The organism is Chitinophaga sp. CCNWYY40 (genome assembly GCF_037483205.1).
Taxonomy (GTDB): Bacteria; Bacteroidota; Bacteroidia; order Chitinophagales; family Chitinophagaceae; genus Chitinophaga; species Chitinophaga ginsengisegetis.
This window is the reverse complement of the sequence record NZ_JBBHLF010000008.1, coordinates 146,912-160,916: the sequence shown is the minus strand read 5'-3', so window position 1 is coordinate 160,916 and position 14,005 is coordinate 146,912. Positions and strand designations below refer to the sequence as shown.

General features: G+C 48.2%; 9 protein-coding genes. 2 read left to right on the top strand and 7 right to left on the bottom strand.

All coding sequences use genetic code 11. From position 1 onward, the window contains the following. Positions 1 to 72: 72 nt before the first annotated feature. The 3 genes from V7S65_RS28425 to V7S65_RS28415 form a co-directional block, all read right to left on the bottom strand. Entirely contained in the window at positions 73 to 1,230 is a 1,158-nt protein-coding gene (locus V7S65_RS28425; protein ID WP_336389159.1) for an alginate lyase family protein, read from the bottom strand. A 4-nt stretch (positions 1,231 to 1,234) separates the two neighbouring features. Then, complete coding sequence (locus V7S65_RS28420; RefSeq protein WP_336389160.1) at positions 1,235 to 3,034, bottom strand: alpha-galactosidase; 1,800 nt, start codon at positions 3,032 to 3,034, stop codon at positions 1,235 to 1,237. Positions 3,035 to 3,120: 86 nt separating this feature from the next. Further along, a complete protein-coding gene (locus V7S65_RS28415; RefSeq protein ID WP_336389161.1) occupies positions 3,121 to 5,643 on the bottom strand; it encodes a glycoside hydrolase family 95 protein in 2,523 nt (840 codons plus the stop codon). A gap of 461 nt (positions 5,644 to 6,104) precedes the next feature. Here V7S65_RS28415 and V7S65_RS28410 point away from each other — a divergent pair, with 461 nt between their 5' ends. Both V7S65_RS28410 and V7S65_RS28405 read left to right on the top strand, forming a co-directional pair. Continuing rightward, complete coding sequence (locus V7S65_RS28410) at positions 6,105 to 6,986, top strand: helix-turn-helix domain-containing protein (RefSeq protein WP_079470880.1); 882 nt, start codon at positions 6,105 to 6,107, stop codon at positions 6,984 to 6,986. 229 nt (positions 6,987 to 7,215) lie between these two features. After that, positions 7,216 to 7,881 carry a siderophore-interacting protein gene (locus tag V7S65_RS28405; protein WP_079470881.1) on the top strand — a complete coding sequence of 222 codons (666 nt, stop codon included), beginning with the start codon at positions 7,216 to 7,218 and terminating at the stop codon, positions 7,879 to 7,881. Positions 7,882 to 7,892: 11 nt separating this feature from the next. On the opposite strand, the gene V7S65_RS28400 is transcribed toward V7S65_RS28405, so the two are convergent. The 4 genes from V7S65_RS28400 to V7S65_RS28385 all read right to left on the bottom strand — a co-directional run bounded on the left by V7S65_RS28400 (position 7,893) and on the right by V7S65_RS28385 (position 13,986). Then, positions 7,893 to 8,366, bottom strand: coding sequence for a response regulator transcription factor (locus V7S65_RS28400; protein ID WP_336389162.1), 474 nt, complete (start codon positions 8,364 to 8,366; stop codon positions 7,893 to 7,895). Between the two features lie 470 nt (positions 8,367 to 8,836). Next, a complete protein-coding gene (locus tag V7S65_RS28395; protein ID WP_111577935.1) occupies positions 8,837 to 10,297 on the bottom strand; it encodes a sulfatase family protein in 1,461 nt (486 codons plus the stop codon). Between the two features lie 148 nt (positions 10,298 to 10,445). Continuing rightward, a complete protein-coding gene (locus V7S65_RS28390) occupies positions 10,446 to 11,789 on the bottom strand; it encodes an alpha-L-fucosidase (protein WP_111577936.1) in 1,344 nt (447 codons plus the stop codon). Positions 11,790 to 11,826: 37 nt separating this feature from the next. Next, positions 11,827 to 13,986, bottom strand: coding sequence for an alpha-galactosidase (locus V7S65_RS28385; RefSeq protein ID WP_336389163.1), 2,160 nt, complete (start codon positions 13,984 to 13,986; stop codon positions 11,827 to 11,829). Positions 13,987 to 14,005: the final 19 nt, after the last annotated feature.

Genomic DNA, 14,005 nt, shown 5'->3' with positions numbered 1-14,005 from the left:
CTCCTAAAGTTAAGGATTTATATTAAGAAAATAAAACATCTGAATCTTAAATAATTGTAAATTTTAAAGCATTCATAACCAGATCAGAGGATTCCTCACCGGGAGGTTTCTCAGCACCTCTTCTTCCTCCGGATCCTTATTGAGCGACAGCCATAAGCGGTAATATTCCGGGTGCTGAAAAGCGGCCGCACCGAAAATAAGGAAGGGTTGCGCCACCGGCCAGCTGTTCCAATACATCACATCATGCGCAAAAGGCCAGCTGTTTTTATTGTTTACATATGGATAGAGATAGGCAATCCCTTTGGCGATACTTTTACTACTGTCTGCTGTAAACCGCCACAAATCATTATCCGGCGTGCTCAGTAACTGGCAGATGGTACTCATGGCATCGAGGTTAAACAACGAGTAGCCGTAAGGTTTAGTCCGTTTCAGTTCCAGCGGAAAGCTGCCGTCAGCGGCCATCTGCCGGAGCAGCAGTACAGTTTTATAACGGTTGCTGCAAAACGCCAGTAGTTCCTTATCATTCACAAAACGTGCAAAAGCCGCTACCTGCATCACCCAACAGGTACCATGATTATTGGCGGCATTCATTTCATCTTTCCCGTAAGGATGTGTGGTCAGCCATTGCAGGTACTCACTGAACCAGCTTTTAAAAGCTGCAAGATCTTCCGGCGGAATGGCGCCGGCTTTCTCCATAATACTCAATGCCTGTACCACCTCCATCAGGTGGATGGTATCAATAATACCGATACCCCGGCCGGTTACTTTTCCTTTGATAGCCTGTGCATACAGCAACGAAGGATTCATGCGCGTAGCAGGTGTTTCAAACCATGCCTTTGCATGCTGCAACGCCCGCTGCAGGTAGGTGTTATCCCTGGTAGCAATATATCCTGCCGCCAGTGCGCCCATCACCCGGCTGAAGCGGATCATGGCTTGCCGGTGCGCCACAAAATTTTCAGGATTGGTTTGGCCATCGCGCTGAATGTAAGGCCCGTTGGGATTTGCCGGATCGGGCCACCAGTAATCCCCTTCCGAATAGAAATCGTGTATGCCGCCAGCGCTGCGATCACATTGGAAGGCAGTAATCGTTTGAGGCGCCTGTTGCATTGCCCATGCGGCCCGTTTCATCACTGCCGGCCGTGTATCTTTGAGCACCGTTTGCTGATAGGGCGATTGCGCCTGTAGAATACAGGAGATACCAATGAATAAGGCTGCCAGGAACGTACGCATGGAATTATTTTTTTGGTGTTAACAATAATACCCGGCCATCATGTCCTGCCAGCTCCATCACAAAGGAACCGCTGTGTGTGCCAAGATCCGTGCCTGTCCAATAGTCTGATACCTTGTATGACTGATCAAGTTTTACGGTTATTTTTTTGGAAGATGATTGCCAGTTGAGAAGAATTACCTGTTTACCCGCGTCCGTAGTAACTCTTCCTATTTCAAAATCAGCACCTTCAAAAGCAGCTGCCTTTGCGGTGGGAGGCAACGCCTTCTTCAAAACGTTGAGCCGTTCCCGTGATATCTTAGTAAGGTCATCTCCACTTAATAACATGCCGCCGGTAGCATATAACAGGGCTGCGTGAAAATTAAACTCATTGTCAGGCATGTTGCCGGTAAGCACCAAACAATCCGGATCATTCCACCATAAGCGGCCGTTTTGCCAGGCGCGGTAAAGGTTTTCACGACCGGAACGCTCAAATACCGGCCAGCTGCGCTTGATGTCCATAGAGCTGCGACTCCCGTGCACCAGCCCTAATGATGGCCACAGCGGATGATTACAACCAAGTATAAAAGCATCCCTGCTGCCTTTTAGAATGGCTTCCATGCCCCACCGGTATGCTTCTACCCTCGTAGCTTTACCGTCATAAAAATTGCCGCCGTGAATAGCGCCCCAGAAATTAGCATCGAGTTTAAAATAGGTAACACTCCAGTCGTTGCGCATAGTACGGAATAGTTGCTCCAGGTGTTGCTGCACGGCGGGGTGCGTACCATCCAGCACATACCAGGGCTTTAGCCGCCACCCGCCAAATGTAACCAGGTCGCTGCGCAAAGGCACGCCGGAAGCGTCTTTCACCAGCCAGTCCTTGTGATTTTTATAAATAGTGGAATTGCTGTCGCAAATAAACGGCGCCACCCAAATGGCCGGCTCAAAACCCTTTTCCCGGATGGTTTTCAGCACCTGCTGTACATTGCCGCCAAAAGAATTGCCCGACTCCAGCCAATCGCCCATATGCGGTTGATAGCCGTCATCTACCTGTATATACTTTAACGCCGGGATATTACTTTTTATATAATCAAGATTATCATAAATATTCTGTGCCGTTACCTTCGGACCAAAACAATACCAGGAGCACCAGCCCGTGGGTGGCTGCTTAAATTCAAGTCGTGGATGTTGTTCCTGGATCCTGGCGGCGAAGCGATCCAGCAATGCGTTGCCATCCTTACCAGTGATCACCATTAATTCTTCCAGCTTAAAATCGGCTCCGGGAGCGAGTTCCAGGTTCTCCAGATCGGTTACCGTTTTGATGGTATCTGCAGAAATATAAAACTTACCCACAAAACGCCTGCTGGAGGTGTAGCCTAATAATACCTGTTCTTCCTTTGAAGGATATAAACGCAGCAGGTTGTATACTGCCAGGTATCCATCCGGCTGCGGAATTTTATAGTGACCGGCATCCGTATAATTACCCAATGTTTCAGGATGAGCAAGGGTACCGGCTGTTTGCGTCAGCATCTGGAAACCTTCTGCATAAAAGGGTGTGGAGGGCAGCAAAATCTTACCTGCTACACCAGTTACTACTTCTTTCAATCGTACCGCCGTACTACCGGTGTTGACTATACGTATTTCACAGCGGTCATTTTTCCAGTTGCGGATCACTTTAATATCATCCGGCGCTATGCTGCCATTGGAGGTATACACCACAGCGGCACTGCTTTTCAGCGCCTGTACAAACTGTGCAGGCGTTCCGGCCAACGTGGTGAAGGCATGCCATAATAAACCGGTAGTTAAAAGCCAACTCATTTTTTTCATCGTGGATATTATTTTGGTTGCGGGTTCAATACATGGTGAGTTTAAATAATTTCATCAACTCCCTACCTGTTATATCATTTGCCTTTTCATAAGATATCATAAGTTTTACCAGGTGCAGTTGAAAAATCATACTCAAAAACTTTTTCCAACTGCAACACCGGTAATTTCGTTGGATCTTTTACAATGGTGTTTCCGGGGATCTGTAACTGGTAAAACGGATTTACATTATTACCAACGGCCGCTTTTGCGGCCTTCCCGTTTATCTTAACGGCCACGCGCGTACGAATACGGCAGTTGCCTCCAAGTGCAGAACGGATCACGGCATGCGTGAGCTGTCCGTTCTTCCATTCCATATCTACTTCAAAACCACCTCTTGCTTTTAATCCCTTCACACTGCCGGAAGGCCAGGCATCCGGCAATGCGGGCAGCAGGTGTAGTACGCCATCATGGCTTTGCAGCAACATCTCTGTAATGCCTGAAGTTACTCCAAAGTTGCCATCTATCTGGAATGGAGGATGCGCGTCAAACAGGTTGGGATAAGATCCGCCGCTGTTATCGGCTACGCTCATGGTTTGACCGCCAGCCAGAAACAACTGCTTATTCAACATGGTATACGCATGATTGCCATCTTCCAGGCGCGCCCACCAGTTTATTTTCCATGATTTAGACCAGCCGGTTCCGCCATCGCCGCGCAGCAGCAAACTACGTGTAGCCGCCGCCGATAGTACCGTATCTCTTCGTGGCGAAATGAAATTTCCGGGAAACAGGCCATACAGGTGAGATACGTGGCGGTGGGAATCTTTTGGATCGTCCCAGTCTTTGTACCACTCCTGCAACTGTCCGTACTGACCGGTATGGAAAGGATACATTTCCTTCATGGTTTGCCTGATGCGGGCCACTAGCGCCGCATCCTGATGTAACACCGCGGCAGCCTGAATCGTATTGTTAAACAGGTCGTGAATGATAGATAGGTCCATTGTGGTGGCAATACTCACAGAGCCTTCGCGCTTGCCGTTCACCATAAAATTGTTTTCCGGTGTGGTAGAAGGACTGGTTACCCATTGACCGTCTTTGTTTTTCACCAGCCAGTCGAGCATAAACAGCGCGGCGCCTTTCAGATCGGGATATACCTGTTGCAGCATTTTCTTATCGCCGGTAAACTGGTAGTGCTCCCACAGGTGGCGGCTTAGCCAGGCCCCGCCCATTGGCCATATTGCCCATTTGGGGTTACCGCCTGGGTCTGAAAAATCAATGCCACCGGCCGGGTTGGTCATACCCCAGATATCTGAGTTATGATGCGCCGTCCAGCCTTTTGCGCCATAATTAACGGCAGCGGTTACACGTCCGTGTTGCGCCAGCTGGCCAATAAAATCAAACAAAGGACTACCGCAATCCGATAAATTCGCCGTTTCGGACGGCCAGTAATTCATCTCCGTATTGATATTGATGGTATAGTTGGAGCCCCAGGGTGGCTGCATCTCTTTATTCCACAATCCCTGTAAATTCATGGCTGGTCCGCCTTTGCGGGAACCGGATATCATCAGGTAGCGGCCGTACTGGTATAACAGCGTGGTGAGTTGCGGATCACGGTTGCCACCGTGGAGGGTATATACCTGGAGCCTTTCATCTGTTGGCAATGATGCGGAGGTGTCGCTTCCGAGGTTGAGCGACACCCGGTTAAACAACGACGTATAGTCATTGACGTGTCCACTCATTAGTTGCGGGTAACTGCCTGCTTTCTGCAAAGGCGCCACAGCCGCCACGTACGGATCTTTTCCGTTGGGTAATCCCTCCTTAAAACTGGTTCCTATGGATAACAGGAGCACCGCTTCCGTTGCGCCGGAAATGTGTATGCCGGCGGTATCTGTTTTCACCTGTCCCCCACTTACGCGGGCATCGAGATGTACTTCGTAATTGATCCCTTTATCGCCATAAACAATCTGCTTTGGCTCATAAGCCCTTGCAGCCACGTATTCCGGACATCTGCCTTTCATTACCAGGTAATGCGGGTTCACTACACTGCTGGTATGTGGCATCGGGTTAGCAAAGCGGGTGCTGAAACTAAGCTGCCCGGCTTTGCCGGCGGTATAGCGTATTACCAGCAATTGCGCCGGATAACTGCAAAACACTTCTCTCGTATAGGCAATACCGTTAGCAAGGTAACTAACGCGGGCTATTCCATTGTTCAGGTCCAGTTCACGTTTATATTGTGTGGCTTCCTGCGGTATATCATTACTTATAAAAAGACTTCCCAGTGTGAGATACCGGGCGCTGTAGGTACCCATCATTTTGCGGGCCAGCTGGTCTGCTTCCATGTATTTTTCTTCTGTCAGCAGCCGGCGGATAACAGGCAGCAGTTCTTTAGCGGACGGATTATTACCATCGCGGGGAACACCTGACCAGAGATAGCCTTCATTAAGCTGCAGTTCTTCCTCCTGTACGCCTCCAAAGATCATGGCGCCGATACGGCCATTTCCTACGGGCAGCGCTTCTATCCATTGTTTGGCTGGTTGCCGGTACCAGAGCTTTAGCAGGGAATCTGCCGGGGTGGCGGCGCCGGTGTTTCCGGCCAGGAACATCAGTGAAACTGCTAACAGATACTTTATCATCAATATATTATTTTTCAGGTTGCGTCCTGCCTGTTTCCATTCCCTTGCACCAGCCGGATTTTGTACCGTCCAACTATGGTGATCAGGCAAGTGGGTATTCTTTATTAATTCTTTTCGTGGCATGTTGGAGAAAGGGGGAATGTGTATCAGTTACCTGACATTCGTTCTTTCATCATGGAATTCATCGGTTTTCAGCAAACGTTTGCAACATCGTTGAGCATCTTAAATCAGCATTACTATCACTTCTACAGGTAATCCTAAACTTTGTTGTGCTAATATAGTCCGAAACTATGCAATCGGTTGCAAATAAATGTATGCAATTTTACCCATTTCAGGTATCTTTTTAAGACAGCGCAAAAAAGAAGAGATCGGGTAATCTTTCTGTTCTGCAAAAGCAAAAAAATAAAATTATACAATAATTGTTTTGTTCAATCGTCAGATAATAGGGTGAGGATGTTATTATGAAAAAAGGAAAACAATCCATCATTGCATCATACCGGCTGGAAGAGCTTTTGGTTGTTCCGGGGTTGATGATAGATGTTCATTATAAACGGGCCGGGGAACCGGTCCACCACCCCAATGCTGATTTCACAATGGCCCACCGGCACGAGTTTTACACATTGGCGGTAACAGGCAAACAGCGGAGCCGGCATATGGTAGATTTCAGACTGATAGACATGCCACCGGAGAGCATGTTTTTATTGGCGCCGTGGCAGGTGCACCTGTCAACGGATGAAGACCAGGTGCTGGATGTGTACCTGATTTCTTTCACTACTGATTTTTTACCTGCCGGCTTCCCTGCATTGCCTCTATGTATGGAGCACCCGGTAACGCCCGACAGTGTTGCTTACCAGGAAATATGGCATTTGTGCGCCCAGCTGCTGCGGGAATTCAATACGCGCAAGGCGCTGCAGGAGCAGGTGCTACAGCATTACCTGGCGGTGTTGCTGACCCAGTTTATGCGTTATCTTCCGGAAAGTACCCGGAGATCCTCCTTACAACCGGAGTTATTAACCCGTTACCGTGAACTGATGGAGCAGCACTTATTGAGCTGGAGCAGCCCGGGAGACTATGCGCGGGCGTTGCATGTAACCACAGACCATTTGAATGAAGTAGTAAAACAGGAAACGGGACAAACGGTTTCTGCTTTACTGGCTGCAAGACGGATACTGGAGGCGAAGCGGATGTTACTGCATTCCACGCACGGCATCAAGGAAATAGCCTGGTACCTGCAATTCAACGAAGTCACGTACTTCAACCGTTTCTTTAAACAGCACACCGGTCAAACGCCGGTAGCCTTCCGGATCTCAAGCCGGGAAAAGTATAACTATAACCCGGAATAGTGTAATAACGGAGAAGCGCGGGTCGGGTAGCTTTGCAGAAATAATTTTTGACTTATGAAACCATCAGTACCTTTTATAGCCGATGCTAGCCTTGCGGAAATAAACGGGCAAACCCCGGAAGAAGCGTTGTAACGGCTTTCCACTGGCCCCGGGAAATATCAGCCTCTTTGTTCTGCAAGCTTACCCCGCCGCAAGCCGGCGCATTATCACCATCAAATACATTTAATAAATGCCTTCAATTAAAGACAGGGCGACCAGTTTACTGATGTCGCGCATAGGGAAAACTGCGCACGTACTAAGCGTAGCGCGCATAGGAAATTTTTTATTAGAGATAGATCTGCAACTGCCGCAGGCATTGCCCGAACGCAGCACCCAGCACCTCAAATGTGAGGTGGCTCCATATACTTACCGCGACTATACCGTTGCATCCTGGAATACCATTGCACAAACCGCCACATTGATAGTGGATTGCGGACATGAAGGGGCGGGCAGCTCCTGGGCGCTGGGGCTTCAGCCGGGTGATGAAGTGTATTATGCAGGGCCCGGTGGTGGCCTGCATCAGCCTTCCGGCGCACAACACCTGGTATGCATAGGCGATGCCAGCGCCGCAGGGCACTTCCATTCTTTGTATCTGCGTAAAACCGCCCAACAGCAATTTCATTGTTTCCTGCAATTGGAAGATCCGGCTACGAAGCAGTTATTACAAATGCAGGTGCAACCGCTTTCCAATAACGGACATTATTTCACCGATCTGCATGAATGGTTGTACCATTATGATTTCCCGGTGGCAGATACAACTTATTATGTGGCAGGTAATCAGCAGATGGTGGTACAGGTGCGTAAATCGTTACGTCAGCAAGGCAAGCAAGTAAAGGCGCAGGGTTTCTGGGGCTAAAGCATATGGCATCAGACCAGGTGTTCTTTCATTGCCTTTACAATAGCGTTGGAGCGGGAATTTACATCGAGCTTGCGATAAATATTCATGATATGGGAACGAACTGTTCCCACACTGATATGACACCCTTCGGCTATCTGCTTGTAAGTGTCGCCATCTACCAGGCAACGTAAAATTTCCTTCTCCCGCGGCGATAATCCATAGGGATCCTGATAAACCTGTTTCTCTTTACGGAAAAAGGCCAGTACTTTGTTAACCGCCACTAAATTCGACTGCAGGGCCGTCTCATAAATCTGAGAAATAAACTCAGTCAGGGAGACCGGCGGTACATGATCCATTTTAAACGCTTCGGTTGCTGCCGGCACCTGCGTTAATCCCTGTTCCGTTTCGTTCAGGGTAAGCAATAGCACATTTATATCAGGGTAAGCTGCTTTTACTATGCTGGCGGCTTCTATCGCGGTCAATCCGGGTATCTCTATATCCATAAAAACCAGGTTGCAGATATCTTTTGCTAATTGTTGTAACGTTTCTGATGATTCGCTGTGCAATCCTGAAACTTCCAAAACACGCGCTCCTCCTAGACTACCAGGACTTATAGGCCGCACTTTTTTCATAATATTCCTTTTGGGTTATATATAATTCATATGAAATCTCCCATTGATAACTGCAAGCTCCCGGAAGCTGGTATGGTTGATAAATTATAAATGGAAAGATTACACGGTTCCCATACCCGTAACAAATTTGAAACAATTAGATGCAGCAGTCAATCGGATACATATATGGTTTTTCAATAAATATTAATATACAATTCCTTTTATATTAGCAATAAAACGAAAATATAACGTGGTATCTGGTAGTCTTTTAAAGGATTAACGGGAATACAATCAATTACTAATCAACTATTTAAAAGTCGGCACTTCTCTCATTTAAAACAAATTATACTTTAGCATATATATTACATCTGTACCTTTCCGGCTGCTCTTCGCTCAGTTCCCTTTGCGCCGGTGAGGTCGTCTCCGAGTGCTAACCGGTACTTTTCTGCTATTTCCTGCAAGGATTTCACCACCTCCGGAAACTGCTTCTGCACGTCTAATGTCTCACCCGGATCGCGTCGCATATCATACAGCGCCATTGGCACATCTACTTCCGGCTGTGCCCCGGGGAAACCATCATATCCCGGCAGATTTAATTTATACGTTCTGCCTTTGTGCGGGAGTACCAGTTTCCACGGCCCCTTACGGATGGCCTCCAAACTATTCACCTGGTAATATACGGCCAGTTCATCCCGTGGGTTTGCTTCCGGTTCATTAAATAATAACGACTTCATATCCACTCCATCAATTTTGCGGACCGGCAATGCAGCCCCGCATAAATTGGCCACGGTGGGGAGCAGGTCAATAGTAGCAGCCATCTTATTGCAAACAGTACCGGCAGGAATTTTCCCGGGCCAGCGCATAATGCACGGCACCCGCGTACCTCCTTCCCAGGAAGTACCTTTGCCTTCCCGCAAGCCACCAGTGTTTCCGGCATGATTACCATAAGACAACCACGGACCATTATCACTGGTAAAAATCACCAGGGTGTTATCAGATAAACCATTCTCTTCCAGCGTTTTTAATACCTGGCCAACAGACCAGTCTATTTCTGTTATCACATCTCCAAAAAGTCCATCCTTACTCTTTCCTTTATGTTTCTCTGAAACCGCAATAGGCACATGCGGCATGCTGTGCGCCAGGTACAGGAAAAACGGTTGCTGCCGGTTATTCTTTATAAAACGGCAGGCCCTTTCCGTATAAAGCGTGGTGAGCTGCGACTGATCTTCCAGTGTTTTAATATATCTCAGTGGCTTGTTACCTTCTATCAGCGGAAGCGGCGGAAACTTGCTCCGCGGATGTGTAGAGGTATCCGAATAAGGCTTCCCATCATAATGTACCGGCCACATATCATTGGAATAAGGCAGCCCCAGGTACTCATCAAATCCATGCTGCAAAGGCAGCCACGGTTCCTTGCTACCCAAATGCCACTTGCCTACCATGCCGGTGTGATAACCCTGTGCTTTTAAAACAGATGCAATGGTTTGTTCGGCGGTGTCCAGCGCAATAGGAGACATTGGAAACAAGGCGCCATTAATGCCTACCCTGTTCGGATAACAGCCGGTGAGTAACCCCGCCCTTGATGCAGAACAAACTGCCTGCGCCGCATAAAAATAAGTGAAACGCATGCCCTGTGCGGCCATACGGTTGATATTAGGTGTGTGCCAGGGAGTGCCGGCATAACATTCAAGGTCACCATAACCCATGTCATCCATGAAGATGATTACAATATTCGGCTTTTTTGCTACCGGCGGCGGTGCTGCAAAGCTGAATAATACAGCCGCCAGTATTAATGTACTCAGGCAAAAAAAAGCTTTTTTCATCCGGGACGTTTAACAATAAAAGATGGTGAGTATAAAAATATACATCTTCCTGAGATTTTCTAGAAAAATTTATGAGATCGCCTTCGGCGATGGTAAATTGTCCTGGTTCAGGATTAGGCTGATTTTCCTGAACCAGGACAACCTTCGCTTACTGCAAAATCAATTCTATCACCGGAATCTCCACATCAGGCTTGCGCACCGGTAGTTCCAGCGCCAGGTCGCCTTTATCAGTGCCACGCATCTTCACTTCCGAACCATCATTCAGTAACTGCGCGTATTTCACTTTGCCTTTCATGCCCGGCAGCTCGAAACGCTGTAACGGATAATCCAGCAGATGCACGTATAAACGTTTGGTAGTTGGATTGTAAGTAAGCAAACTGTTATCCGGACGTTTGAACTCTGCGGGCGCTTCGGTACAACCGTAAATGGAACGGCCATTCACCTGCATCCACTCGCCCATTCCTTTCAGCCTGTCCTGTGCGCGGGCATCAAAAGTACCACGGGAGGTTGGCCCTACATTCAGCAGCAGGTTACCGCCTTTGCTCACGGACTCAATCAGCAGCACCAGTAACTGCTTGTTATCTTTCCAGGATGTTTCATCACGGTAATACCCCCACGAACCGGAGAAAGTCTGACAGGTTTCCCAATGGATACGCTTACCGTTGCGGGTGGGCCATTCAGATACTTTATATTGCTCCGGTGTGGCAAAATCACCGCCATCTTCGTACTCGCCCAGGTCCAGGCGGTCGTTGATGATAATACCCGGTTGCAGTTTGCGGATCATTTTAATGAGATCCAGCGAATTCCAGTCGTTATGATCTTTCCCATGTTCACCGGGAAAAGAGAAGTCAGTCCAGAGGATGTCTATCTTTCCATAATTGGTCATTAGTTCCTTCACCTGGTTCTTCAGGTAAGTACGGTATTTTTCCATATCACGGCCTTTATTCAGCTGCTCATAATCCTTTGGATCGGAAGGGCGCTGCGGATGCACCCGATCAATGGTATAATCCGGATGATGCCAATCGATCAGCGAATAGTAAAAGCCTACTTTCAATCCTTCTGCCCGGAAAGCCTCCACCCATTCTTTGATCAGATCTCTTTTAGCTGCGGTGTTAGGCGCTTTATAATCGGTATATCTGGAATCAAACAGGCAGAAGCCTTCATGATGTTTGGTGGTGATCACCGCATACTTCATACCTGCAGCTTTCGCCTGCCGGGCCCATTCACGTGGATTGTACAGGTCCGGGTTGTAGAGGTCGAAATATTTCTGATAGGCGCTGTCGGTGATATGCTCATAACTCTTTACCCATTCATGGCGGGAAGGCATGGAATACAGTCCCCAGTGAATAAACATGCCAAAGCGGTCGTTCACCCACCAGGCCAGCCGCTGTTCTTTTTGTGCATCCGTTTCATTGAATATTCTCTTCTCCTGTGCATTTACTGCCGACAGGAAAACCAGGAAAGTGAGGATACAAAGCGATAGTTTCTTCATAACTAAATAAATTACACAAATTTGGTTTGATACAAGGTTATTCGGCTACCAGCCAGGTGTAGCCATTTGCCGGGATGGTTACTTTAACATGCGCGTTGTAACTACGGTCAAGGGTATACGTTTTTAGTAGCCCTTCTTTTTCCCGGATACGTACGCTTTGTGTGAGCCCGCTGTAATACAAGGGCAAAGCCACTTCACGGGCAATGGCCTGTTGAGTTGGATTATACAGCATCACAAAGGCCTTTTGCGGCAATTGTGCGCTTACGTGCATAATCCCGTCCCAGTCGCGGCCATCGGCCCTGCGCAGGTGAATGATATCAGTATTAAGAATGTTACGGTATTTTTTATACCAGCTGATCATATTCTTCACCAGGTTTTTGGTACTATCGGTGTCGTATAAACGCGGACCGCGGTAGCATGCCTGAACGCCGGCGCCGTAGTACTGTGCCATCAGCTGGTCGTACGCATCCAGGTGATCTTTCAGCGGTTCAAGGGTAGCAGCAGCACCACCACCCTGGTATTCGCTGAGCGGTACAAAGCCCCAGCCCATGGAAGGGGTTTTCTCCCAGGTGCCGTCAAAAATATTCTGCCTGTTTAGGATCAGTTGTTCTGTGCGCGGCAGGGAAAAATTTACTTCCCGGTAACCCAATGCTATTTTGTTGGTACCATCCATGAAGTACCAGTCGGGCGCATTTACATACACGCCTTTTTCATTGAGCCAGTGATAAAGTCCTTTCTGCAACTGCATTTGCTTCCACTGGGAATCTTCCAGGCCTGTATGACCCGGGTGTGTAGTGGATGCACAAACATCTCCCGGATAAGGACCATCGTTTTCAAAAATATCGAAGCCGGTAGCGCTGATAAAACTTTTAATTTTCTGCAGATAACCCAGGCCCCATTTACTTCCCATACAGGGAGCATTGCCGAAAAATGCGCCACCTGTTTTGCCGGTAGCCGGGTTAATTACGTCATCTTCCTCACTGATACGCCTGCTCGAAAACAGGGAGTAACCGCCCAGCAGTATCTTTTTACTATGTGCATAATCCGCCAGTGCTTTGAACTTAGCGATGTTGGCAGCACCGGTATCTTCCATATTCAAACCACTGCCAAAGCTAAGGATCACGCCTTCATAGCCGGTTGCAGCGCATTGGTCAATGATCGCCTTGACCTTCACCGGGTCGGTACTTACCAGGTGCATAAAAATGGGATTCTCTGTGGTCCAGGGTGCGATGGTGCGGTAAAATCTTCTTTTAGCCAATCCATTTCTTTCGCGGTCGTAACTATCAAACAACAGCTCGTAAGTGCGGATAGATTCAAAGTGTTCACCGGCAGCTAAGGTAATGCCTACCGGTACAATCGGGTATACTTCCAGCAGGCAGGGCGTTTGCAGATCATAGTTTACCTGGGAGGTGTAGGTGCTGTCTGCTTTCCAGTGCGTGGTTTGATCACTGAGATTTGCCTTCATGGCATTATTGAAAGCATAATTACTTTCAATATAAATTCCGTGCGGCACCTGCATTTTATTCACACCACCTACTACTGCAGATTCTTCTTCCGGTGTTGCCAGTATTTCATTCACTACCTGTTGCAGCTTTACGGGTTGCCCGCTCTGGTTGGTGATCTCCAGCCATTTCGAGATGAGTGGAATACCATCAAATATATCGTAGTGTACTTTAACATGGATCCCTTTCAGCTCAGGCGCCTGCGCTTCATAGGAAAAGGTAAGCTCCTTGCCGGTGGGCTGCTTTGGATTGCTGCACCAGCCGTTTGCCTGCCATTTTAAATAGGGAGAGATGGAGGTTACCTGGTGGCCGCTGTATATAAAATCTGTTGAACCGGCTTTCAGGTTGTCCAGCCACGCGGGGAGCAGGTACGCCTGTTGTTTCTGCCCTTGTGCGCCGCCAATCATATAGTCGTGCCCGTTAATAGTAAGCCGGGCTTCCGGTTTAATGGCGCGCAGCAACTGTTCACCGCTGACCAGGTTGCGGTAGTCGGTGCATATCACGTTAGGGGTTATACGAAAACTCCGGCTCAGCAACCCGTTGCTGAGCGTAATTTCCTTATCTTTTTCAGTTACCGTGGCGGTATACGACTGGTGGCTGATGAGCCAGTCGGTCGCAGGAGCTTTCACCTGTGCGATCGCTATACCGGAATAAAGACTGGTTACCAGTCCAAACAGGAGTTGTGTTTTTTTCATGTTCTTGTTCTTCTGATAA

Bases quoted from the DNA above. Each gene is read 5' to 3' on its own strand.
- V7S65_RS28425 (WP_336389159.1), bottom strand. From the start codon at position 1,230: ATGCGTACGTTCCTGGCAGCCTTATTCATTGGTATCTCCTGTATTCTA.
- V7S65_RS28420 (WP_336389160.1), bottom strand. From the start codon at position 3,034: ATGAAAAAAATGAGTTGGCTTTTAACTACCGGTTTATTATGGCATGCC.
- V7S65_RS28415 (WP_336389161.1), bottom strand. From the start codon at position 5,643: ATGATAAAGTATCTGTTAGCAGTTTCACTGATGTTCCTGGCCGGAAAC.
- V7S65_RS28410 (WP_079470880.1), top strand. From the start codon at position 6,105: ATGAAAAAAGGAAAACAATCCATCATTGCATCATACCGGCTGGAAGAG.
- V7S65_RS28405 (WP_079470881.1), top strand. From the start codon at position 7,216: ATGCCTTCAATTAAAGACAGGGCGACCAGTTTACTGATGTCGCGCATA.
- V7S65_RS28400 (WP_336389162.1), bottom strand. From the start codon at position 8,366: ATGGATATAGAGATACCCGGATTGACCGCGATAGAAGCCGCCAGCATA.
- V7S65_RS28395 (WP_111577935.1), bottom strand. From the start codon at position 10,297: ATGAAAAAAGCTTTTTTTTGCCTGAGTACATTAATACTGGCGGCTGTA.
- V7S65_RS28390 (WP_111577936.1), bottom strand. From the start codon at position 11,789: ATGAAGAAACTATCGCTTTGTATCCTCACTTTCCTGGTTTTCCTGTCG.
- V7S65_RS28385 (WP_336389163.1), bottom strand. From the start codon at position 13,986: ATGAAAAAAACACAACTCCTGTTTGGACTGGTAACCAGTCTTTATTCC.